The organism is Haloplanus sp. GCM10025708, assembly GCF_042663985.1.
In the GTDB taxonomy this organism is placed as follows: Archaea; Halobacteriota; Halobacteria; order Halobacteriales; family Haloferacaceae; genus Salinirarus; species Salinirarus marinus.
In genome coordinates this window covers 65,393-85,965 of the sequence record NZ_JBHSZA010000011.1, presented here as the reverse complement: position 1 = coordinate 85,965, position 20,573 = coordinate 65,393, and the positions used below count along the sequence as shown (strand labels likewise).

Genomic DNA, 20,573 nt, shown 5'->3' with positions numbered 1-20,573 from the left:
CCGGTCGACGGTAAAGGGAATCGAAAGCCGAGTTACTTGCGTCGGTAGCGCTCCGCGGCCGATCGGAAGCCGAACTCCGCCTGCTCCTTGCTCCGGCGTGCCTCCCGCGCCGCGAGCGCCTCCGCGTCGGGGTTGACGTCGTCGTCGATGCGCGCCCACCCCTCGTGGACCTTCGCGTGACACCACCGGCAGAGAGCGACCGTGATCTCGTGGGCCGGCCGTCGATCCGCGTCCGGCTCGCCGCGTCGCGTTTGCCCCCGTACGAGAGGTGGTGTTCCTCCAGCAACGGGCGGGCGTCCTCGTGGGCGAGTCGGACGTCGTCGAGGCCACAGCGGACACACTCCCGGGCGGCGGTGGTCGACCGGAAATGTGGGCAGTCGCGCCACTCGCAGTCGTCGTCGCCCGCGAGACAGGCGTAGTCGTCGGCGCGGCGGGCGGCCGCGAACTCGGCGTCCCGTCCGGCGTGTTCGAGGGCGTACCGACAGCGGCCGTCGTCGGTGAGGTGATCACACCGGCCCGCGTGTTCGTAGGGGTCGTCGACTCCGACGGGCGTCCCGGTCGGCGTCCGCTCCATACGCCCGCCTCGGGCCGCGGACGTATGAAAGTAGCTGCGCTGGGCGAGAGTCGGCCGAGCGATCAGTTACGCTGGGCGATGCGGTCGGCCTCGGTGGCGTAACTGGCGGCGGTGTCGGCCAGGTCGTCGAGGAGGTCGACGAAGGCGTCGGTGTGTTCCGGCGGGTCGTCGGCGAGATCGGAGAGCTGCTCTTCGGCCTCGGTCGACAGGTCGTACGCCCGGTCGGCGGAGTCGGCGGCGGCGTCGTAGCGACCCTCGTCCTCCTCGTTTCGCGCGTCCTCGATGAGTTCGACGGCGTCGGTGATGTCGGTCAGGTACGTCTCCAGTTGATCGAGGACCGACTGCTCGTTCGTCAACTGCGTCACCTTCGCGGAGTAGCCCTCGCTCGTGAGTGCATCGGTCGCGTCCGCGCTCGCCGCGTCCGTCTCCTCGGTGATGGTCGTCAGGGGATCCTCCGTCTCCGAGACCGCGGTCTCGACGCGTTCCAGGTCGTCGATCGCGGCGTCGACGTCGTCGTTTTCCAGTTCCTGGTAGGCGGCCGTGGCGGCGTCGTGGCCGTCGATGAGCCACGACTGCAGGTCCGTCGCGTGGGTGAGGAACCGCTGGACCGTCTTGAGCGACTCGACGGTCCGGCGCTGTTGCGCCGTCGACGCCGCGGATTCGGCCGCGTAGAGCGATTTCTGAACGGCGTCGAGTTTCAGGAGGACGTCCCGCGGGCGGAACGACCCGTTCTCCGCCGTCACCGACGTCAGGTCGTTGGTCACGCCGCCGGCGTAGACGTAGACGGCCTCCTTGAGGTGGTCTCGCGCCGAATCGATCTGCTCGGCCGCGTCCGCCGAGGCGGTCGGCGTCGGTTCGGGCGTCGGTTCTGGCGTCGGTTCTGGCGTCTCCGTACCGTCGTCAGCGGGAGTGGCGGGCTGTTCGCGCCGCCCACCGAAGCAGCCGGCGACGAACGGGGTCAGGACGGTGAGAAACTTCCTCCGGTCCATATTCGAACCGACCGCCGAACCACAATAAGAGTAGCGCTGTTGTCAGACGCGCGTCACACGCCGTCGCGCGGCGAATCAGAGCCTCCGGCCGCGAGAGACGCCGTCCGTCAGACACGTATCAGCGAGCGATAAAAAAGTATACGTCGGAAACACGCCCGTTGTTAGATAGCCATGGCCCTCCCTGCTACACACGCCATCGCTCGCGGCGTCGGGAAGTTCCGGACGAGACGCGCGCTCGCGCTCACGGGTGCGTTCCTCCTCGTCTACGCCGCCTGGACCGCTTCGCTGAACACCGTCGTCGCTCGGCTGCGAGCGACGGACGGACTCGCGATCACTTACGGCGTGACGCTGCCGGTGTCCGGGCCGCAAGCGACGGGCATCCTCGCCGCGACGTCCGTCGTCGGCGCGGCGGTGCTGGTCTTGCTCGTCCGGTCGTTCGCACGGGACGCCGACGTCCTCGGCGGGAACGGGGGCCGTCGACGCCCTCGTCGCCGTCGCGCGCGGCGTCGCCGTCGTCGTCCTCGGGACGGTGGCCGCGCTCGTCGGCTTCGGTCTGTTGCTCTTCCCGGGCGTCGTCGTCCTGGTCCATCTGCCCCTCGCCCTCGTCGCCGTCGCCGCCGACGACGCGAGTCTCGGACGCGCCGTCTCCCTCGCCTGGACCCGCGCCGACGGGCACCGATTCCGACTCGGGGCGCTCGTCCTCGGGTTCGTCGCCCTCACTGGCGGCGTCGGCGTCGTGGGCGCGGCCACGACGCTCGTCCCCGTGCCCGTCGAGTTCGCCCTCGGCGTCCTCCTGACGGGGGCGATACTCGTCGCCGGGGCCGCCGTCTGCACCGAGTTCGCCCGGGGCCTCGACGCACCCGCGCCGAACCGGCCGACGCGTCGGTCCGACTCGCGCGCGCTCTGAGCGTGGCCGAACTGCGCCACCGCGGGGCCGACGGCGAACGCGTCCTCGCCACCCGCGTCGACACCGCCGACTCGCTTCTCTCACAGGGCGTGGGGCTCATGTTCCGCCGGTCGATACCCGACGACTACGCGCTGGTCTTTCGCTTCGGCGACGCCGCGACGCGCCGCCTCCACATGCTCTGTGTCCCCTTCGACGTCGACGCCCTGTGGCTCCGCGACGGCCGCGTCGAGCGAACGAAACGGCTGTCGGCGTGGACGGGACACGGAAGCGCCGTCGCCGACGTCGTGGTCGAACTCCCCGCGGGTGCCGCCGCGAGCGTCGAACCCGGCGACGAGGTGTGGGTGGCGTCGCCGTCGACCTGACGGGCGCGGGGGCTGAAGCAAAGACACGCGAACGGCGACGGGTTCTGCTCGTCACGCCGTCGCGACGCTCGGCGTCGAGGAGCGAACGTGCGGTCAGGCGAAACGCGCCACAGCGCGGGAGGAGAGTGAAACGCCGAGGGTGAGATTTGAACTCACGAGTCCTCTCGGACAGTTGCTTTCGAGGCAACCGCCTTGGCCGGGCAGGCTACCTCGGCACGGGAGTAACTGCGTGGTCGGCCATTTAATCGGTTTCGGTTTCCGAGGGCGAACGATGGGATTGATTACCGTCGGCGTGAATCCACGCACATGGCAGCCATCGACACTGCGGTCGCGACGATCCACCTGCTCTTCGCCGGCCTCTGGGCCGGGAGCGTCGTCTTCGTCGCCCTCGCCGTCCTCCCGACGGCGACGGCTGGCGAGCTGAACGTCGACCCCCTCCGAACGATGGCGTCCTGGCTTCGGACCGTCTCCCGGGCCTCCTCGCTGGTCCTGTTTCTGACCGGCGGCCACCTCGCGGGCGCGCAGTACACCGTCGAGAGCCTCGTCGGAACGACGTACGGCAACCTCGTCATCGGGATGGTCGCTCTCTGGTTGCTCCTCACCGGCCTGGTCGAAGCCGGGACGGGGCGGCTCCTCTCGGGGCTCGACGAACGGAAGGTCCGCTCGCCGGCACGGAGCGCGCTCCCGTTCTTCCGGGCGGCAGCGCTCGTCGCCTGCTCCCTCCTCGTGGTCGGTGGCATCATCGTCTGATCCGACGGTACTCCGGGGCGTCGGCCACGCGCCGCTCAAGACGCGCCGTCGCCGAGGCGACGCGGCCGGGGCGGAGCGGCGACCGCTCACCGGGATTCGTCGACGACGTCGCCCTCGCGCAGCACCGACCGGACGCCGCGTCGGAGCCGCTGCGACATCGCCGAGTCGGAGACGCCGAACTCGTCGGCGAGTTCGACGAGCGTCGTCCGCCGCGGCACTTCGAAGTACCCCTCGTCCAGCGCCCGCGAGAGGGCCGCTCGCTGTTCTTCCGTCACCGACGATTCCTGCAGCCCGATGCCCCGACGACCGATGCGAGTGACGGAGAGGTCGACCTCCTCGTCGCTACACGACGACTCGAAACGCGTGACCGCTGCCTCCGTCGGCAGCCGACACTCGACGGTCCACATCTCGTTCGACGCGACGGCCCGCAAGAGCGCCCCCTCCGCGTCACGGAGACAGTCGACGAACCGCGGAACGTCCCCCAGCGGACGGCGTACAGCTGCTCCTCGGCGCTCCCGTCGAGCAGTTCGAGAGCGGCGACGCAGGCACACCGCCGGACGTCGTCGGCCACGTCGTCCGGGTCGTCCCCCGAATCCGGAGATACGGCAGCGGAACCTCGCGTACGGGAACGACGCCGTCGAATTCGACGCGCGTCCCCGGCGGTATCCGGTCGATTCCGTCCGCCAACAGCGATCCCGTCTGAATGTGGGCCTCGATAACGATGCTCACTGTCCCTGTGCCCGTTAGGTCGAGCGATCCAAAATCCCTTCGTTCACTGACTGAACTCGACCGCGGAGCGTCCGGCCTCGGATCGGCGTCGAACGGGCGGATCGGGCGCTTCGACGCGGGAGCGACGCGTCCGGGTGGGCCGTCGGCCCCACCGCCGCCTCAGAACGGCGCGTCGCCGCGACTCGCCCGGCCGCCGCGTTCCGGCGATCCGTCGACGTCGGGCGGGACGTGCGTCACCGACCCCGTCTCCCGGAACCGCTCCGCTAACCACGCCAACTGCTCGTTCGTCGCCTCGCTCTCGTGGTGCATCGGGTGGACGCGGACGCGGACCAGGTCGTACTCGTGGCGGTCGACGAGGCCGTTCCAGGCCCGGAACGACCCTTTCGTCAGGGTGTTGCTCTGGGGACAGAACGGCGTCGTCGGCGTGAACTCCGCGCGCAGCACGGTCGAGGATTCCTCGGCGTACCGGTAGCCGGCGTCGGGATGCCGGCCGTCGAGGTCGAGGCGCGCGAGGTTGTAGCCGAACGTCATGTCGTAGACGCCGCGCTCCTCGAAGAGGTCCCTCGTGAGTCGGTGGAAAGCGAGGTGGGCGTCGCCCTCCAGCACCTCGTGGCCGTCGAGGAACGGCCCCGGTTCGGGCAGGTGCGCGGGGACGAACTCGTCGTACGCGTCGAAGACGCCGTCGCTCTCGTCGTCGGTGCCGCCGAACGGCGAGGAAAGCCGGTCATGGGCGTCCCTTCGCCGCCGGCGGACCTATGGCTGACCGGGAACATGTTCAGTGAGAGCGCGGTCGCCGGCGGCGCTCAGTCGCCGGCGATCCGGTCTTCGAGGTAGTCGAACTGCGCGTTCAGCTCGCGGCGGCGCTGGAACGCGATCACGGTGGCGTCGAGAAACGACCCGACCGCTGCGACGTCGAGGGCGAACTCCGTCGTCGCCTCGACCGTCGTCGCGCCGTCGCGGTCGACGAGTTCGTACCGCGTCGTCATCTCCTCGAAGATGCCCTCGCGCTGGTCGTACGCGAGGACCGTCTCGGAGTCCTCGACGACCTCGAGGCGGAGTTCGATGCGCACCGGCCCGACTTCGTTGGCGACGCGGACGGTGCCGTCCGCGACGTCGACCTCGTCGAATCCGGCGGCGCGCATGAACGGGCCGACGTCGCCCATCGCCGCCCGTACCTCCGCCGCGTCCGCGTCGAACTCCCGGGTCACCGTCACTGACTCCATGGACCCGGCTTCGCCCGCGAGACAGGTGAGCCTTCGGGCGAACGGGCCGGCCGAACATATGCGCGAGCAGGGCTTAGGAACGTGGGCCCCGACGTGGATCGAGGACAGCCCCAATGCACGACCAACCACCGACGGCTGAGGCAGACGGCACGCAGTGGCACCGACGCGCGTCGGCCGATTCGATCGCGCTCAGAGACCCCCTCGCGGAACTGCTCGGGATGGTGGAGGCGGGCGAACCGCTCGTGTTCTCGTTCGCCGAGGTGGCGAAGGCGGCGGGCCACGCCTGCCCCGCCGTCGCCGGCGCGTACCGAGCGACACAGCTCGCCCTCGGCGAACTCTATCCCGACGCCTACCCGGTCAGAAGCGACGTTCGCGTCACCGTCGACGGCGACCCGTCCGATCCGGGACTCGGACCGATGGCGAGCGTCGTCACGCACCTCACGGGCGCGGACGGCGAGACGGGATTCGCGGGGTTCGGCGGCTACGGGGGCCGGGAGAACCTCCTCGCCTTCGGCGACGTCGACGGCCGGGACGAGGGACGGACCTTCGAGTTCGAGCGGACCGACGCCGGCGATCCGGTCCGCGTCACGTTCTCGCCGGCCGCGACGGGGACGGCCCCGCCGGGCGGCGACGACGACGCCGCGAACCTGATTCCCGAACTCGTCAGCGGCGAGGCGACCCGGGAAGAGCGGCACCGCTTCTACGACGCGTGGCACGGCCGCATCGACGCGATCCTCGCCGCGGAACCGGGAGACGGCAGTCCGTTCTCGCTCGAACGACCGTAGGTACGGGGACTACTTTTGGGGAGCGTCGCCACGAACTCGTCGTCGGCGACCCGATCGACTTCGTAGTTCTCGGCGTCGAAGCTCTCGACTTCGGCCCGCAGCTGGTAGAACAGCGGTTTGGGTTCGTGGTCGTTGATCAGCGTGAGCGCCTCGCCGCTGTCGAGGGCGTCGAAGGCGTCGAAGATTTTCGGATGTCGCTGTGCTGGCGGGACGTCGCGGAGGTCGAGCGTCTCGGTCGTCATGCGACTCTCCCTTCGCCTCCACGGGCGGAAGCGGTTGTCCCGAACATATTCAGGCGCGTTCGATGGCGACGTGCCACTCCCCTCGACCCGGGACGCCTCGTAGGTGAACCCGCGCTGGTCGAGGACGGTGTAGAGCGGTTCGGGTTCGAAGCCGTTTATCAGGCGGAGCGTCTCGCCGTCGGCCAGGTCGTCGAGCGCCTCCATGATGGCGTCGAACGGTTCGCCGTCCACTTCGCGGGCGTCGAGTTCCGTCACGTCGTCGGTCGTGCTCATCGGTTCAGGGTTCGTCGGCGGACGCCCTTAGCGTAGCCCCGATGATGTTCGCCGGAAGCCGCCGATATCGGCGACGGGGCGGCGAGTCGAATCGGCGGAGGACGAGGGTCGAGTCGGTCGCGAGCGCGTCAGGGAGCGTCGTCGTCCGGGGCGGAGTCGCCCCCGTCCGCGACGGCGGTGTCGACTTTTCGGTCGAACCACTCCCACTCGTTCGTCACGAGTCCGCTCGCGGCCAGGTTCCAGGGATCGCCGTCGTCGACGACGGGCCCTTCCAGCCACGGCTGGACGACGTTCACGACGAAGATCACCTGTCCGACGAAGAGGACGGCGACGCCCAGCGTCGCCAACTGGTGGAGGAGCGTGAACAGTTCGAGCGGGCCGGCGGTCACACCGCCGTAGGTCGCGTACCGCCGCGGCATCCCGGCGTACCCCAGCAACACCATCGGGAAGAAGGTGAGGTTGGTCCCGACCATCGAGAGCCAGAAGTGCCACTTGCCGAGGCGGCGCTGGTACATCCGCCCGGTGTAGATGGGAAACCAGTAGTAGATGCCCGCGAAGACGGCGAAGGCGATGGCACCCATGATGACGTAGTGAAAGTGCGCGACCACCTGGTAGGTGTCGTGGAGGACGAGGTCGACGGGGATGGACGCCTCGAAGACGCCGAGGACGCCGCCGATAATGAAGTTGGCGACGAAGCCGATACAGAACAGCATCGGCGTCGTCAACTCGAGTTTTCCGTTCCACATCGTCGTGATCCAGTTGAACGTCTTGACCGCACTGGGGACGGCGATGGCGATGGAGACTGTCATGAAGGAGACGCGCAGGCGCGGGTCCATCCCGGTCGCGAACATGTGGTGTGCCCAGACGCCAAAGGAGAGCGTTCCGAGCGCGAGCGTCGAGTAGACGACGAACCTGAAGCCGAACAGCCGCCGACCGGAAAAGCGCGGCAGGATGTAGCTCACGAGGCCCATCGGGGGCAACACGAGGATGTACACTTCGGGGTGGCCGAAAAACCAGAACAGGTGTTGCCAGAGCATCGCGCCGCCGCCCTCTATCGCGAAGAAGGTCGTCCCGAGGTTCCGGTCGAGCAGGAGCATGACGAGCGCGCTCCCGAGGAGGGGAAACGAGAAGAGGATGAGACCGGACTGGGTGAGGATGGTCCACGAGAAGATGTCGAGGTTCGCCCACGTCACCTCTTCGGCGCGTTCGGTGAGGATGGTCGCGATGAAGTTGATGGCACCCATCGTCGCCGAGACGCCGGTCAGGTGGAGGCCGAGCAGCATCAGGTCGACGCCCGCGTTGGCCTGACTGCCGTTGCCGACGCCGGCGGACAGCGGCGTGTACAGCGTCCACGCCGTCTGTGCGGGAGCGACGTCGCCGAGGGGGAAGAAGCCGGCCCAGATGAGCAACGCGCCCGGCGGGAGCAGCCAGAACGCGATGGCGTTGACGCGCGGGAACGCCATGTCGTCCGCGCCGACGAGAATCGGGACGAAGTAGTTCGAGAACGCCGCGAGGATGGGCGTCCCGAACAGGAACAACATCGTGATGCCGTGACTGGTCAGGAGGCCGTTGTAGGTGGCAGAGCCAACGATCGACGATCCGGGATCGACCAGTTCGAGGCGCATGAGCGTCACCATGACGCCACCGACGGCGAACGCGAGCAGCGCGTAGACGCCGTAGAGGAGGCCGATGTCCTTGTGGTCGACCGTCGTGAGCCACCGGAGGACGCCGCTCGGTTTCACCGCCCGCTCCGCGGTTTCGTGGCGGGGACCCGTCCCCCCGCCGGAGGGGCGGTTCGCCAGTCGACGGCGCGACGCACCCACAGCGCGAGGGAGAGCAAAACGATCCCCATCAACGCGCCCAACCCGACCTGCACGGAGAGTGTTGCCATCATCGGGCCTGCACGCGGAGCGGCCTTTGCGATTGGCGGGAACATATTCGCGTCCAGTCGAAACGGGGGTGAAAACGGACGCCGACCGCGGGGTTATTCGACGACGATGGCGCCTTTCATGCCCATCGACTTGTGCGGCGTGCAGAAGTACTTGTACACGCCGGCGGACGTGAACTCGTGTGAGAACGTGTGGCCCTCCGTGTCGACCATCTCGCTCTCGAACTCGCCGCCGTCGTGGGCGACGTTGTGCATCGACCCCTTCCCGGTCCACTCCCACGTGACCGTCGTTCCGGTCGAGATTCTGACGGCCGGCGGGTCGAACGCGAAGTTCCCGCCGTTGCCGGACGTGCCGACGGCGACGGTCACCGACGACGACCCCGTCTCGTCGACGACGCCGTCGTAGTTGCTCGCGTCGGCGAGCCACTCCTCGACGGCCGCCGGCGTTCCGCCGCTCGACGTCGCCGCCGTCTCCGTGGCTCCGCTCGCCGGCTGTTCGTCGCCGCCGCTCGCGGTCGATTCGGGAGTGGACGTCGGCGTCGAGGTGGCCTGATCACCGTCGCCCGATCCGCTACTCGACGGGGCGCTCCCGGAGCAGCCGGCGAGGAAGCGATTCCGAGGACACCGAGCGTCTTGATCGCGTCGCGTCTGCTGAGTCGGCTCATGACGTCTGTCCGTACGGAACAGACGATCCAGTGAGTTCTGCCGAACATCTCCGGGCGGATTCCCGCCCACTGAGAACGATCAGCCGACCAACTCGACGATTTCGAGCGGTTCGACGCCGCCGACGGCGATGCCGGCGACGACACCGACGATCAGTCCGAGGACGCCCCCCGCGACGAAGCCGATGATGCCTGCGGTTAGCGGTTCCATCGTGGCCGACGCTTGGGGCGAGAGACGGAAAAACGCGGCGGCTACACTGGCGGTCGGAAGCGCCGACAGCCGTTCGCCGTGACGGCCAGCTGTCAGTCGGTACTACGGTTGCTCACGTCGCGTATCATGTTCGCGACGCCGACCGGGTCGCCGTCGTCGTCGGTGATGACGACTGCACCGCTGGTCTCTATCGTGATGCGTCCGCCGTCCGCGTGCAACGCGGGGCGGTCGTGAGTCGGTCGTCGGGGGCCCTCGTCTCGCCCGCCTCGATGGCGTCGAAGTAGCCGTCCCAGTGCGGGTCGCGGAACTCCTCGGGGACGATGATGTCGAGAGACGACCCGACGGCCTCCTCCCGAGAGAAGCCGAAGATTCGTTCGGCGGCGTCGTTCCACAGGCGAATCGTGCCCTCCAGGTCGGCGAACATGACCGCCTCGCCCGCGTCCTCGACGATGCGTCGACAGAGCCACTGTCGGTCTACGTCCATGTGGCGTGATACCGTGGTAAGGGGTGAAATACCTACGGCAGAACACGTTCGATGACACGGTATCGGCCGACGGTTCGAGATGGCGGGTATCGGAATCGGAAAGTGGCTCCGTCGGGAAGATAGGTATGGACCGACAGCAGTTGTTGACGCTCCTTCTCGTCGCCCTGATGCTCGGGTCGTCGCTCGCATACGCCGTGACGATAATCTGACGGGCGACATTCAAGGTGCTGGTCGACACACGTCTACGCGATGACGTTTCGTATCGGCGCACACGTCTCGATCAGCGGTGGCGTGCCGAAGGCCGTCGAACGCGAGGTCGACCTCGGGGGCAACTGCGGGCAGATCTTCGTCGGGTCGCCCCGCGGGTGGGCCGTGAGCGACGTCGATCCGACGGAAGCCGAGGCGTTTCGGGAGGCAGCGGCGGACGCGGACGTCGGCCCGTGGATCGTCCACGGGACGTATCTCGTCAACTTCGCGACGCCGAAACCGGACCTCGCGGCGAAGTCCGTCGAGACGGTCCAGGCCGAACTGGACGCGACGGCCGAGCTCGGCATCGACTACTACACGTTCCACCCCGGATCGCACACGGGCGCGGGCGTCGACGACGGCGTCGACAACGTCGCGACGCGTCTCTCGAAGCTCGGCGTCCCCGACGGCGTGACGCTGCTCCTGGAGAACACCGCCGGGAAGGGCACGTCGCTCGGGAAGACCGTCGACCAGCTCGCCCGGATGATCGACGGCTCCGACCACGGCGACGAGTCGCTCGGGCTCTGTCTCGATACCTGCCACCTCTACGCCGCCGGCTACGAGTTCACCGCCGACGGCCTCGACGCGCTGGCGGCGGAAGTCGACGACGCCGTCGGCCTGGAGAGCGTCGACTACCTCCACCTCAACGATTCGAAACACCCGCTTGGCTCCGAGAAAGACGAGCACGAACACATCGGCGAGGGAGCGATCGGCGACGCGGGCTTCGAGCGGTTCGTCAATCACGACGCGTTCGCCGACGCTCCGATGGTTCTCGAAACGCCGGAAGACGACAAGGGATACGCCTGGAACGTGGAGAAGGTCCGCTCGCTCAGGTCGTAATCGTTCGTTAGCAGCCGGTCAAACAGCCCTTGAACGGGAGTATGGAGCGCCTGAAATCTCGAAAGGAGTGTATTCCAATAGGGGTAGCTGGCGTGGGCACCGTCGTGCCTCGCAATGACCTCGCACTACCGACGCGGTGTGCCCGTTCCGATCGAGACGCCGAACGCGACCGGGATGCGACGATGACGGCGGACGCGATCCCCTCTGACGTCGACCCGTCGGAGACCGTCCTGTTTCTGACGCCCTCGACGGGGGTGATCCGGCCGCCTGCACGGCGTTGCAGACGTTCGGCTCGCCGGCCGAGACGAACGCGTTGGCGGTGTCGTACGCGGATTCCGCGTCGGAGCGAGCCACTTCGTGGCGATCCCACGCCGACGCACCGCCCGCGAACTTCGCCGTCGTGGTCGTCGGCCGCGGCGGGACGCCGGACGGACCGGACATCGCCCGAAACGCGACGAGAATCGAATCGGTCCCCGACGGGAGTGACCTCACGGCGCTCGGCGTCACCGTCACGAGAATCCTCGACGGGTGGGGCGACCACCCTACCGGACGGCCGTGGATTTCGATTCGCTCACCGCGCTCCTCCAGTACGCCGACCGAGAGACCGCGTTCCGGTTCCTGCACACGCTGACGGCGCAGATGGACGGGATCGACGGCGGCGGTCACTTCCACCTGACACCGGACGCCGTCGACGACCGGACCTACCACCTCCTCCGGCCGCTGTTCGACGCCGTCGTCGAACGAACCGAAGACGGATGGGAGGTTCGGCGCGGGGGCGGGGGCTTCCGGAACCGACCCATGAACGACCGACCGGCGGACGACGTCTCCGGGTACGGCGAGGTCGTGTATCGCGACCACTTCGACTGGGAGGAAGTCGAACCGAGCGTCGCCGTCGTCGACGTCCTCAGCGAAGTGACCGGCGAACGGGTGCGAAACATCGGGCCGCTGGCGGAGTATCTCGATCCGGACTCGCTGAACGGCCTCCTGCGAACGAGCGAGCCGACGCCCACGCCGGTGTCGGTCGCGTTTCGATACGGCGGGCACTACGTCGTCGCCCACTGCGACGGCCGTCTTCTGGTGCAGAAAAACGAGTGATTCAAGCGCACAACGCGCGCCGGACGTCGGCGGAGAAGTCCGGCCCCTCGGCGTCCACGACGACGGCGCTCGAACTGGAGACGTTCTCGAACTCGAAGGGCACCTCGTTCCCGTCTTCGACGTATCGCGACTTGGTTCTGGACCCGACTTCCACGGTGACGTCCATCGGATCGGCGAACTGGTTCCGGACGAGGACCGTGACGTTGACGTCCCGTGACCCGCCCGCGTTGACCCGCTTTCCGCTCCGTCCCGGGTTGTCGTCGTCGACGCCGTCGCAGTCGTTCCCGTGGCCGCTGTCGGCGTCGCCGGCGGCGCTCAGAGACGCCGGTCCTCGGGCCGAGACGCCGAGATACGCGTCGTCGTCACTGACCACGCCCACTCGGGCGTCGCGCCCGGCCGACATAGAGGAGAACGACCCGGCCTGGACGAGCAACGCGAGCGAACACGCGATCACCAGTCCGACGTAGAGGGCTCGGCGTCCGGACATCGTGGTGCGTCTCAGTTGTCGGCGTCCAGTTCCGGCGGCGGGCCGGCGGAGCCGACGCGCATGTGCAGTCGGCTCTCGACGAGGAACGCGACGGAGGACACCAGCATCGCGACGACGACGGCCGCGACCCCGGCCGCCTTCGGAATCGCGCCGAACGGCGCGACGCCCTGCCAGATCGAGAAGAGGAACAGGCCGCTACACGCCGAGAAGAGCGTGAAATAGAGACTCCACGGGATCCCACGCCCCTCGACGACCTCGAGATAGAGGTTCGCCTCCGCCGCCTTGTCGGTGAGTTCGACCGTGCCCCGTTGCTTGTCGAAGTCGACGATGTCGACGTCATCCATCTTCGGCAGGTGGAGCTGTCGGAGCGCGGTGTGGACCGTCTTTCGCTCGTCGTAGGGCAGTCCCTCGACGGTCTTGCCGAACTCCCACGCGGCCACCTGCTCGGCCACGTCGCGGAGCGGAAGCGTCTTCGCCTCCGCCTGCTTGAGACAGTGGAGCGTGTAGCGTCGCCGCCGGTTGCTCAACACCTCGAAGAGTTCGTCCGTCGAGAGCGAGTCCCCTTCCCCGGAGAAACCCGTTCCTACGATTCGATCGAACGTCTGTTGTTCGGCACCCATCGTTTGAACCATCCCTACCCAGATTAGGCAGGTACTTTATCATTATCTCCATACCGTTTCTTCAGGCCCGACGTGTGACGCGATTAAGGAGCGATTACGGGTTTCAAGCCGGGCTTGATGCGGCGAAATCGGAGGCAGATATTCCGAAAGATCGCCCGTTCGTTCGAAAAGTTACCTTTTCCGATTCGAATGGCGAGTTTGCCAACCCATCATCTCGTTTATAACAATGGGGGTGTGGTGCATGGCGTTCAGGTGACGCGTTCCCCGGGTTGCGGTGGCCCGGAGGGGCGTGCAGAGAACAACCATGCAACGACGCAAGTTCCTCGCAGGGATGGGATCGCTCGCCGCCGGCGGGGCGGCCGCAATGGGTACCGGTGCGTTCACGAGTGTCCAAGCGACTCGGACGGTCAACGTCAGTACCGCTGGTGACACGGGCGCGTACCTCCAGATGGACCCGTCCGTTGGCGAAAACAGCTCGTACGCGGGCTGGGATTCCGACGGCGACGAGGTCGTGGTCACCCTCGACTCCGTGAACAAAGACGCGAAAAGCGACTTCCTCAATCTCTTCCAGGTGAAAAACCAGGGCACGCAGGACGTCGTCGTGTACGTCCATCCGGACCCCGGGAAAGGTGTCAGCCCAGAGAGCGTTACCGCGGAAGGTCTCCCGAGCGAAAGTCGAGAATTCCCGTCGCCGGGATCGGGTGTCGGCGACGTCTACATCGATCCGCAAGCGACGGGTATGCCCAACGAACCCGATACGTTCAGTCTGACTGGCGTCTACGGATCGGGGATGCCTTACAAAATCCTGAACCACCGGACGGATGCCGACCCCTCGAACGGGGCGCCGAATTCGGGTAACCAGCATCCGGGGACGGCTCTCAGTGACCGCGTACTCGGAACGGGCGAGTCGTTCACGTTCGGTCTGAACGTTCAGCACGCCGAGCCCGCGGAGTTCCCCGAGGATATCAGCGTCACGCTCTCTGCCGACGCGCAGTTGACGCCGTAAATCGAGAGTTTCTCGCCCACGTTGGCACTCGCACGGCGGTTCGATTCCGCCGGTGGGTTTCGACGACGATATGAAACGACGCAAACTCCTTCTCGGACTCGGAAGCGTCGCCGGGACGGGAAGTGTCCTCGGCTCGGGCGCGTTCACCAGCGTCAGCGCCGAACGGAACGTGACCGTCGCTGCCGCCGCCGACGCGAACGCGTTCCTGTCGATGAGGCCCTGCAGCGGCGGAAACGGCGGCTACGTCACGACGACCAACGGGACGATGACTCTCGACCTGTCGCCGTCGTCGCCGACGGACGCCGGGGAAAAGGCGTGAATCCGGACGCGACGACGGTTTTCGACGACGTTTTCGAGATCTCCAATCAGGGGACGCAACCGGTCGACGTCTGGATCGACGTCGCTCCGGTCCAAAACGAGAACGGAGATCCGGCCATCGATTTCTATCGCGGCGGCGATCCGAGCAGCGAGGTCGTCGGACAGGCGAACGCGGTTACCCTCGACATCGGCGAGGACATCTGCGTCGGGCTCGTCACGCGGACGTACGGGCTGGACCCCGGGACGTCGCTTCTCTTCCCCGTCTCCGAGGGGGCCGAGATGCTCGTCCACGCGGACGCGAGCGTCAGTTCGAGAGGCGGGGACGGAAACGTCGGAACGACGGATCTGAACACCGGGAACGTAGTAGCCGTGCCGCCCGCGGACCACACGGGATGAACCGCACCGTCATCGTCGCCCTCGCCCTCGCCGTGGCGGGAACGGTCGCGCTCCCCTCCGTCGCCGCGCCGCTCGCCGTCGGCGACCGGGTCACCGAAAACGTCCACCTCACGCCCAGCGACGGCCCCAACGGCGACTACGCCTCCCTCGCCGACGGCGAACTCGTCGTCGACCTCTCGGCGACGAATCCGAACGTCGAGGGGCGGGCGTCAACCCCGACGCGATCACGACCGTCGACGACGTCTTCCGCCTCCGCTACGGCGGGTCCCGCGCCGCCCGCGTCTGGCTCGCTCACGGATCGGACGCCGTCACGTTCCGCGCGCGCGGCCACGAAATCCAGTCCGAGGCGACCGGCGTCACCCTCGGCCCGAACGACTCGGTCGCCGTGGACCTCGTCGTCGACACCACCGGGTCGAAGGCGGACGGGCGGATCGACGACGTCGCGGTTCACGCGCGTTCCGGAGGAGGTCACCATCGACGCCGACGGAGGGGACGACGGCCCCGCGGTTCGACGGTTCGCGCCGAACGCCGACAGCCGTCACGTCACCCTCTCGAACGCCCCGGCCGGCAGGCCCGTCTCGCTCGGCCTCGGGCGGCTGGAACTCGACAGTTCGGGCGGCGGGAATCTGACGCTCGACGGCCTCAACGTGACGACCACCACCGGCTCGGCGGGCGTGACGGTCCGCGTCGGCGGGCCGACCGCGACGACCGGACGGGCCGTGCCCGGGGGCGACCTCCTCGGGGCGGTGACCGTCGAGGCGAGGGGCGGAACGCGAGGATGGCAGGCCCGGTTCGGCGTCTCGCAGTCGTATCTCGACGCGACGGGAGTCACCCCGGAGAGCCTCGCCGTCTACCGGAGCACCGGCGACGAGTGGCGGAGGCTCGACGCGAACGTCACGAAGCGGAGCGACCGTCTCGCGGTCAGGGCGAACGCGTCGAACGCCTCGACGCTCGCCGTCGTCGCCGCCGACCGCGACGTCGACGACGTCCGTGAGCCGCGAGCCGAAAATCCGGACCAGACCGACGACCGGCCGGCAGGTAGCGAACGGCAGTCGAGTAGAGCCGCGGTACGAGCGAACCCGCCGCTGATCGGCGGCGAGCGACGGATTCGTGTCGGGACGGGGAGGTACCGATGCCGAATCTCCCGATCGTCGTCGTCCCTGGAATCGTCGCAATCGTCGCGACCGTAGCGAGACGTCGCCTCCGAAACCGATGACCGAGAACTTTTAATCGCTCAACACCTCACCATGGCTGTCATCTCAATGTCACCACGGCGCGCCCTCTCGCTCGGGATCGAACTGCTGGCGGTGGCTCTCGTGGTGTCGCTGATCGCCGGGCAGGTGCTCGGCTATCCCGTGTTGTTGAGTTACGTCGAGACGGGGAGCATGGAGCCGACGCTGAATCCGGGGATGGGTTCGTCGCCGTCCCGACCGCCGTCGTCGACGACGTCGAAGAGGGCGACGTCGTCGTCTTCCGGGCGGAGGAGATACAGGGCGGCGGCCTCACGACCCACCGCGTCGTCCGCGAGACCGAACGAGGGTACGTCACGCGCGGCGACGCCAACCCCTTCACCGATCAGGACGGCGGCGAGCCGCCGGTGAAAGACGCCCAGATCGTCGCCGAGGCGCTCCAACTCGGCGGCGGAGTCGTGGTCGTTCCGAACCTCGGGACGGCCGTGATGGCGATACAGGACGGCATTTCCGGCACGCAGCGGTATATCGCGGCGCTGGTCGGGAGCCGAGCGCTGCTCGGAACGCAGGGGTTGACGTATCTCCTCCTCGCCCTGTCGGCGCTGCTGTACGTCTTCGACCTGCTCGCCGGCGACGCCTCCGACCGCGACCGCGATCGGACGCGGACTCGCAACCAGGGCGTCTCGACGCAGGTGATCCTCGTGGCGCTCGCGGTCGTCCTCGTCGTCGCGGCGACGGCCGCGATGGTCGTCCCGGCGGGGACCCAGAAGTACGGCATCGTGAGCGCGGAGTTCGACTCGGAGAGTCCGACGGTCGTCCCGATGGGCGAATCGAAGACCCTCCCGTATCGCGTCTCCAACGCGGGGCTGGTGCCGGTGGTCGTCTACCTCGAACCGGCGAGTCAGGGCGTCGCCGTCGACCGGGATCGGCTCCACGTCGGAGGGCAGGCGACGGAGACGGTAGAGCTCACCCTCTCGGCACCGGATCGAACCGGCTACTACCGTCGGTTCCTCACCGAGCACCGCTATCTGGCCGTCCTCCCGACTCCGGTCGTCGACGCGCTCTATCGCGTCCACCCGTGGCTCCCGATCGCCGTCGTCGACGCCCTCCTCGCCGGGGCGTTCTACCTCCTCGGACGCGCCGTCGTCGGCACCGGCCGCCTCCGTAATCGGAGCCGTGACCGAGAGGCCGCGGGCGGATTCCGGGCGATCGTCAGGAGGCTCTACTGATGTCAGGGACCAGGAGTAATATACGTGGACGGAGACAGGTCGATGTCGATGCGTGAGAGCCGACTTCGGTTCCGGGCCGCGATGAGTCGCTGGTTCGCCGTCGTCGTCGTCCTGTTGGTCGTCCTCGCGGGGGTCGGCGGCTGGGCCACGTACACGTCGGTCGTCGAGCCCGGAACGCACACCGAGGAACGGACCGTCTCCTCGTGGTCGTCGAGCCGGTCGTTCACCCACGGAGCGCAGGTCGTTCGGAGCAACCCCGTCTTTCCGGTCGGGTCGCGGCTGTCGAACCGGAGCGTCTACTTCCGGACCGTCGCGCCCGTCCTCGACGGCGCGTACCTGTTTTCCTACCGCGCGACCGAGAGCGGGTCGCTCGCGGTCACCGCCAACACGTCGCTCGTGATTCAGGGCGTCGAGTCCCCGGACGAGGGTGCGGACACACGGAACGTGACGGTCCACTGGCAGACGACCGACCGACTGGCCGAGCGGTCGGCGTCGAACCTCCAGCCGGGTCAGCGGCTGACCGTCCCCTTCTCGGTCAACGCCACGCAGGTACGGAACCGGACCCAGCGAATCGGCGAGTCGCTCGGGAGCGGCCCGGGCAGACAGCGCGTCCTGCTCCGGGTGCGACTGACCGTCGAGGGGACCGTCAACGGCCAACGCCTCTCTCGGACGCGAACGGACGCGCTCGCGCTCGCCTTCGACGGAGACACCTACCGCGTCGACGACCCCGGACGGCTGACCGCGGAGTCGACGCGGACCCGACTCGTCGGCGTCGCCAACGAGTACGGTCCGCTGTGGACGAGCGGCGGCCCCGCGCTCTTCGGCCTCTCGCTGGTCGCCCTCGGCGGCCTCGTCGCCGCTCGCCGGCGGGGACGATTCGACCTCTCGGCCGCCGAGCGGGAGTACCTCGACTACCTCGACGACCGCGAGGAGTTCGACGAATGGATCACGACCATCCGCCTCCCCGCGAGCGTCGCCTCCCGCGAGCGCGCCGAGGCGGTCAGCCTCGCCGACCTCGTCGACTTCGCCATCGACACCGACAACGCCGTCGTCGAACGCCCCGACGGCGAGGCGTTCTACGTCGTCCACGACGACCTCCTGTACACGTACACGCCGCCGACGGAGCCGGCGCGCGAGGGCCCGACCGCTGCGGCCGACACCGAGGCGGACGAGTCACCGACCGACGTCGAGGACGGGAAGTGAGGGACCGCAAGCGCCTTTGTCCCCCGCGCAGTAGACGGGTCATGGACGTCGACCCGTCGCTCGCCGAGCGCGAGTGGCGACTCGTACGCGAGGAGACTCGCTCCGGGCCGATGAACATGGCCCTCGACGAGATCGCGGCCGAGACGGCGGCCGCGGGCGGCCCGCGAACGCTCCGGGTGTATCGCTGGCGACCGAGCACCCTCTCGCTCGGCTACGGTCAGGACCCCGACACCGTCGACTGGGAGGCGTGTGCGACGGCGGACGTGACCGTCACCCGACGGCCGACCGGCGGCGGCGGAATCTACCACGACGTCGACGGCGACGTCTCGTACTCGATCGTCGCGCCCGCCGCGGAACTCCCGGGCGACCTGCTGGAGTCGTACCACCGCCTCTGTACGCCCGTCGTCGAGGCGTTCGACCGCATGGGCGTGCCGGCGACGTTCGCCGACGAGGAGCGCCCGGCGCTCTACCCGCCGGCGTGCTATCTCCGCGAACTCCACCCCGCCCACGACGTCGTGGTCCAGTCGGACGGCGAGCGACGGAAGGTGAGCGGCAACGCCCAGTACCGACGGCAGGACGCGGTCGTCCAGCACGGGTCGATCACGTACTCGACGCGCCCCGAGCGACACCTCTCGGTGTTTTCGGACCCCGGCGTCGACGCCGAGACCTTCGGTGAGCGCGTGACCGGCGTCGACGAACACGCCTCGATCACCCGCGCCGAGGCGGTGCGGGCGCTGGAGGAGGCGCTTCGCGAGTGGGTCGACGCCGCGGAGGGGTCGTGGACCGCCGACGAACTCGACCGGGCGCGGACGCGCGCCGAGGAGAAGTACGCGAGCGACGAGTGGGTGCGTCGCCGGCCGCACTGACGAGGGTCGGAAAACCCCACCCCCGGTGACCGGTTTCGAAGTCCCTTTGCTCCGTCGGCCGGTGGCTATGGTATGCGAGTCGGAGCACACGTATCCATCGCCGGCGGCGTCGACAACGCAGTGACGAACCAACTCGACGTCGGCGGCAACTGCGGACAGATCTTCACCCACTCGCCACAGGTGTGGCAGGACCCGAACGTCGGCGACGATGAGGCCGCCGCCTTCCGCCGGGGGACGCGGGACTCCCTGGACGGCCCGTGGGTGATTCACTCCTCGTATCTCGTCAACCTCTGTACGCCGAAAGACGACCTGCGGGCGAAGTCCATCGACAGCATGCAAAAGGAGGTCGACGCCGCGGCAAAACTCGACATCCCGTACGTCAACGTCCACCTGGGCGCACACACGGGCGCGGGGGTCGAACGGGGGCTCGAAAACGCCGCGAGCGCGCTCGACGAACTCGACGTCCCCGAGGGCGTGACGGTGCTGGTCGAGAGCGACGCCGGGAGCGGAACGAAACTCGGCGGCGACTTCGAACACCTCGCGACGGTTCAGGCGGCGACCGACCTCGACGTCGAGTTCTGTCTGGACACCGCCCACGCCTTCGCCGCGGGCTACGACCTCTCGACGCGCGAGGGGGTCGACGAGACGGTGGCCGAGTTCGACGACGTGGTCGGAGTCGACTCCCTGCGGTGTATCCACCTCAACGACTCGAAACACGCCTGCGGGACGAACAAGGACGAACACGCCCACGTCGGCGAGGGCGAAATCGGCGTCGAGGGGATGCGCCGCGTCGTCACCCACCCCGATCTCCGGGGCCTACCGTTCGTCCTCGAAACCCCGACCGAGGACGGCAGGGGCTTCGCCTGGAACGTCGACCGGGTCCACGAACTCGCGGCGGAAGCCGAAGCCTGAGCCGACTCACCCACGCGGCGACGCGGGCCGTGTGACGCGGTTCGCGAGTCGGGGCACGGAGGCAGACCGCGCGACGCCGACGACTG

Annotated in this window: 25 protein-coding genes, 1 tRNA gene and 5 pseudogenes; 15 read left to right on the top strand and 16 right to left on the bottom strand. The window is 68.3% G+C overall.

Annotated features, from left to right (window positions below):
- Window positions 1–32 precede the first annotated feature (32 nt).
- Both ACFQJD_RS03390 and ACFQJD_RS03385 read right to left on the bottom strand, forming a co-directional pair.
- Window positions 33–574 (bottom strand): annotated as a pseudogene (locus ACFQJD_RS03390) (hypothetical protein).
- Window positions 575–636: 62 nt separating this feature from the next.
- The gene (locus ACFQJD_RS03385) at window positions 637–1,563 is read right to left on the bottom strand and encodes a hypothetical protein (protein ID WP_379796154.1); all 927 of its coding nucleotides are present in this window, start codon (window positions 1,561–1,563) and stop codon (window positions 637–639) included.
- A gap of 529 nt (window positions 1,564–2,092) precedes the next feature.
- Here ACFQJD_RS03385 and ACFQJD_RS03380 point away from each other — a divergent pair.
- Window positions 2,093–2,470, top strand: a complete 378-nt coding sequence (locus ACFQJD_RS03380) for a hypothetical protein (protein WP_379796153.1) — start codon at window positions 2,093–2,095, stop codon at window positions 2,468–2,470.
- Between the two features lie 2 nt (window positions 2,471–2,472).
- On the top strand, window positions 2,473–2,832 hold the full coding sequence (locus ACFQJD_RS03375) for a DUF192 domain-containing protein (protein ID WP_379796151.1): 360 nt from the start codon (window positions 2,473–2,475) through the stop codon (window positions 2,830–2,832).
- A gap of 131 nt (window positions 2,833–2,963) precedes the next feature.
- On the opposite strand, the gene ACFQJD_RS03370 is transcribed toward ACFQJD_RS03375, so the two are convergent.
- Window positions 2,964–3,047 (bottom strand) — tRNA-Ser (locus ACFQJD_RS03370).
- A gap of 91 nt (window positions 3,048–3,138) precedes the next feature.
- Between ACFQJD_RS03370 and ACFQJD_RS03365 the strand changes: the two genes are divergently transcribed.
- Window positions 3,139–3,582: a transporter gene (locus tag ACFQJD_RS03365; RefSeq protein ID WP_379796149.1), complete on the top strand. Its 444-nt coding sequence runs from the start codon at window positions 3,139–3,141 to the stop codon at window positions 3,580–3,582.
- 86 nt (window positions 3,583–3,668) lie between these two features.
- Here the strand turns inward: ACFQJD_RS03365 and ACFQJD_RS03360 are convergent, their stop codons facing one another.
- From ACFQJD_RS03360 to ACFQJD_RS03350, 3 genes are all read right to left on the bottom strand, one after another.
- Window positions 3,669–3,989 (bottom strand): helix-turn-helix domain-containing protein, encoded by a 321-nt coding sequence (locus ACFQJD_RS03360; protein WP_379796147.1) that lies wholly within the window; start codon window positions 3,987–3,989, stop codon window positions 3,669–3,671.
- Between the two features lie 40 nt (window positions 3,990–4,029).
- Entirely contained in the window at window positions 4,030–4,311 is a 282-nt protein-coding gene (locus ACFQJD_RS03355) for a hypothetical protein (RefSeq protein WP_379796145.1), read from the bottom strand.
- A gap of 159 nt (window positions 4,312–4,470) precedes the next feature.
- A complete protein-coding gene (locus ACFQJD_RS03350; protein ID WP_379796143.1) occupies window positions 4,471–4,917 on the bottom strand; it encodes a hypothetical protein in 447 nt (148 codons plus the stop codon).
- Here ACFQJD_RS03350 and ACFQJD_RS03345 point away from each other — a divergent pair.
- Entirely contained in the window at window positions 4,897–5,145 is a 249-nt protein-coding gene (locus tag ACFQJD_RS03345; RefSeq protein WP_379796141.1) for a hypothetical protein, read from the top strand. The two genes, ACFQJD_RS03350 and ACFQJD_RS03345, sit on opposite strands and share 21 nt — an antisense overlap.
- Here ACFQJD_RS03345 and ACFQJD_RS03340 read toward each other — a convergent pair.
- Complete coding sequence (locus tag ACFQJD_RS03340; RefSeq protein ID WP_379796139.1) at window positions 5,115–5,534, bottom strand: SRPBCC family protein; 420 nt, start codon at window positions 5,532–5,534, stop codon at window positions 5,115–5,117. The two genes, ACFQJD_RS03345 and ACFQJD_RS03340, sit on opposite strands and share 31 nt — an antisense overlap.
- 113 nt (window positions 5,535–5,647) lie before the next feature.
- On the opposite strand from ACFQJD_RS03340, the gene ACFQJD_RS03335 reads away from it, so the two are divergent.
- Window positions 5,648–6,319: a hypothetical protein gene (locus tag ACFQJD_RS03335; protein WP_379796137.1), complete on the top strand. Its 672-nt coding sequence runs from the start codon at window positions 5,648–5,650 to the stop codon at window positions 6,317–6,319.
- 14 nt (window positions 6,320–6,333) lie between these two features.
- Here the strand turns inward: ACFQJD_RS03335 and ACFQJD_RS03330 are convergent.
- From ACFQJD_RS03330 to ACFQJD_RS03300, 7 genes and pseudogenes are all read right to left on the bottom strand, one after another.
- Window positions 6,334–6,561, bottom strand: a pseudogene (locus tag ACFQJD_RS03330) (DUF2249 domain-containing protein); the annotation flags it as partial.
- A 147-nt stretch (window positions 6,562–6,708) separates the two neighbouring features.
- A pseudogene (locus ACFQJD_RS03325) lies at window positions 6,709–6,765 on the bottom strand (hypothetical protein); the annotation flags it as partial.
- A 197-nt stretch (window positions 6,766–6,962) separates the two neighbouring features.
- Window positions 6,963–8,686, bottom strand: a pseudogene (locus ACFQJD_RS03320) (cbb3-type cytochrome c oxidase subunit I).
- Between the two features lie 132 nt (window positions 8,687–8,818).
- Window positions 8,819–9,457 carry a halocyanin domain-containing protein gene (locus ACFQJD_RS03315; RefSeq protein WP_379796135.1) on the bottom strand — a complete coding sequence of 213 codons (639 nt, stop codon included), beginning with the start codon at window positions 9,455–9,457 and terminating at the stop codon, window positions 8,819–8,821.
- Between the two features lie 9 nt (window positions 9,458–9,466).
- Entirely contained in the window at window positions 9,467–9,595 is a 129-nt protein-coding gene (locus ACFQJD_RS03310; RefSeq protein ID WP_379796133.1) for a hypothetical protein, read from the bottom strand.
- Between the two features lie 92 nt (window positions 9,596–9,687).
- Window positions 9,688–9,813 (bottom strand): hypothetical protein, encoded by a 126-nt coding sequence (locus ACFQJD_RS03305; protein WP_379796131.1) that lies wholly within the window; start codon window positions 9,811–9,813, stop codon window positions 9,688–9,690.
- On the bottom strand, window positions 9,783–10,079 hold the full coding sequence (locus ACFQJD_RS03300; RefSeq protein ID WP_379796129.1) for a PAS domain S-box protein: 297 nt from the start codon (window positions 10,077–10,079) through the stop codon (window positions 9,783–9,785). The genes ACFQJD_RS03305 and ACFQJD_RS03300 overlap by 31 nt, the downstream gene beginning before the upstream one ends.
- Before the next feature lie 249 nt (window positions 10,080–10,328).
- Here ACFQJD_RS03300 and ACFQJD_RS03295 point away from each other — a divergent pair, with 249 nt between their 5' ends.
- Both ACFQJD_RS03295 and ACFQJD_RS03290 read left to right on the top strand, forming a co-directional pair.
- Complete coding sequence (locus ACFQJD_RS03295) at window positions 10,329–11,165, top strand: deoxyribonuclease IV (protein WP_379796127.1); 837 nt, start codon at window positions 10,329–10,331, stop codon at window positions 11,163–11,165.
- Window positions 11,166–11,693: 528 nt separating this feature from the next.
- Window positions 11,694–12,260: a DUF7504 family protein gene (locus tag ACFQJD_RS03290; protein WP_379796125.1), complete on the top strand. Its 567-nt coding sequence runs from the start codon at window positions 11,694–11,696 to the stop codon at window positions 12,258–12,260.
- A gap of 1 nt (window position 12,261) precedes the next feature.
- Here ACFQJD_RS03290 and ACFQJD_RS03285 read toward each other — a convergent pair whose 3' ends face one another.
- The gene (locus tag ACFQJD_RS03285) at window positions 12,262–12,747 is read right to left on the bottom strand and encodes a hypothetical protein (protein WP_379796123.1); all 486 of its coding nucleotides are present in this window, start codon (window positions 12,745–12,747) and stop codon (window positions 12,262–12,264) included.
- An 11-nt stretch (window positions 12,748–12,758) separates the two neighbouring features.
- Complete coding sequence (locus tag ACFQJD_RS03280; protein ID WP_379796121.1) at window positions 12,759–13,367, bottom strand: DUF7344 domain-containing protein; 609 nt, start codon at window positions 13,365–13,367, stop codon at window positions 12,759–12,761.
- Window positions 13,368–13,671: 304 nt separating this feature from the next.
- Here ACFQJD_RS03280 and ACFQJD_RS03275 point away from each other — a divergent pair, with 304 nt between their 5' ends.
- From ACFQJD_RS03275 to ACFQJD_RS03240, 8 genes and pseudogenes are all read left to right on the top strand, one after another.
- A complete protein-coding gene (locus ACFQJD_RS03275; RefSeq protein ID WP_379796119.1) occupies window positions 13,672–14,373 on the top strand; it encodes a hypothetical protein in 702 nt (233 codons plus the stop codon).
- Window positions 14,374–14,443: 70 nt separating this feature from the next.
- Window positions 14,444–14,692: a hypothetical protein gene (locus tag ACFQJD_RS03270; RefSeq protein WP_379796117.1), complete on the top strand. Its 249-nt coding sequence runs from the start codon at window positions 14,444–14,446 to the stop codon at window positions 14,690–14,692.
- Window positions 14,689–15,087, top strand: coding sequence for a hypothetical protein (locus ACFQJD_RS03265; RefSeq protein ID WP_379796116.1), 399 nt, complete (start codon window positions 14,689–14,691; stop codon window positions 15,085–15,087). The genes ACFQJD_RS03270 and ACFQJD_RS03265 overlap by 4 nt, the downstream gene beginning before the upstream one ends.
- Window positions 15,084–16,277, top strand: a complete 1,194-nt coding sequence (locus tag ACFQJD_RS03260; protein WP_379796114.1) for a hypothetical protein — start codon at window positions 15,084–15,086, stop codon at window positions 16,275–16,277. Before ACFQJD_RS03265 ends, ACFQJD_RS03260 begins: the two co-directional genes overlap by 4 nt.
- 72 nt (window positions 16,278–16,349) lie before the next feature.
- A pseudogene (locus ACFQJD_RS03255) lies at window positions 16,350–17,506 on the top strand (signal peptidase I).
- Window positions 17,507–17,548: 42 nt separating this feature from the next.
- Window positions 17,549–18,709 carry a DUF5305 domain-containing protein gene (locus ACFQJD_RS03250; RefSeq protein WP_379796113.1) on the top strand — a complete coding sequence of 387 codons (1,161 nt, stop codon included), beginning with the start codon at window positions 17,549–17,551 and terminating at the stop codon, window positions 18,707–18,709.
- A gap of 41 nt (window positions 18,710–18,750) precedes the next feature.
- Entirely contained in the window at window positions 18,751–19,575 is an 825-nt protein-coding gene (locus ACFQJD_RS03245; protein ID WP_379796111.1) for a lipoate--protein ligase family protein, read from the top strand.
- Between the two features lie 72 nt (window positions 19,576–19,647).
- A complete protein-coding gene (locus ACFQJD_RS03240) occupies window positions 19,648–20,487 on the top strand; it encodes a deoxyribonuclease IV (RefSeq protein WP_379796110.1) in 840 nt (279 codons plus the stop codon).
- The last annotated feature ends 86 nt before the right edge of the window (window positions 20,488–20,573 follow it).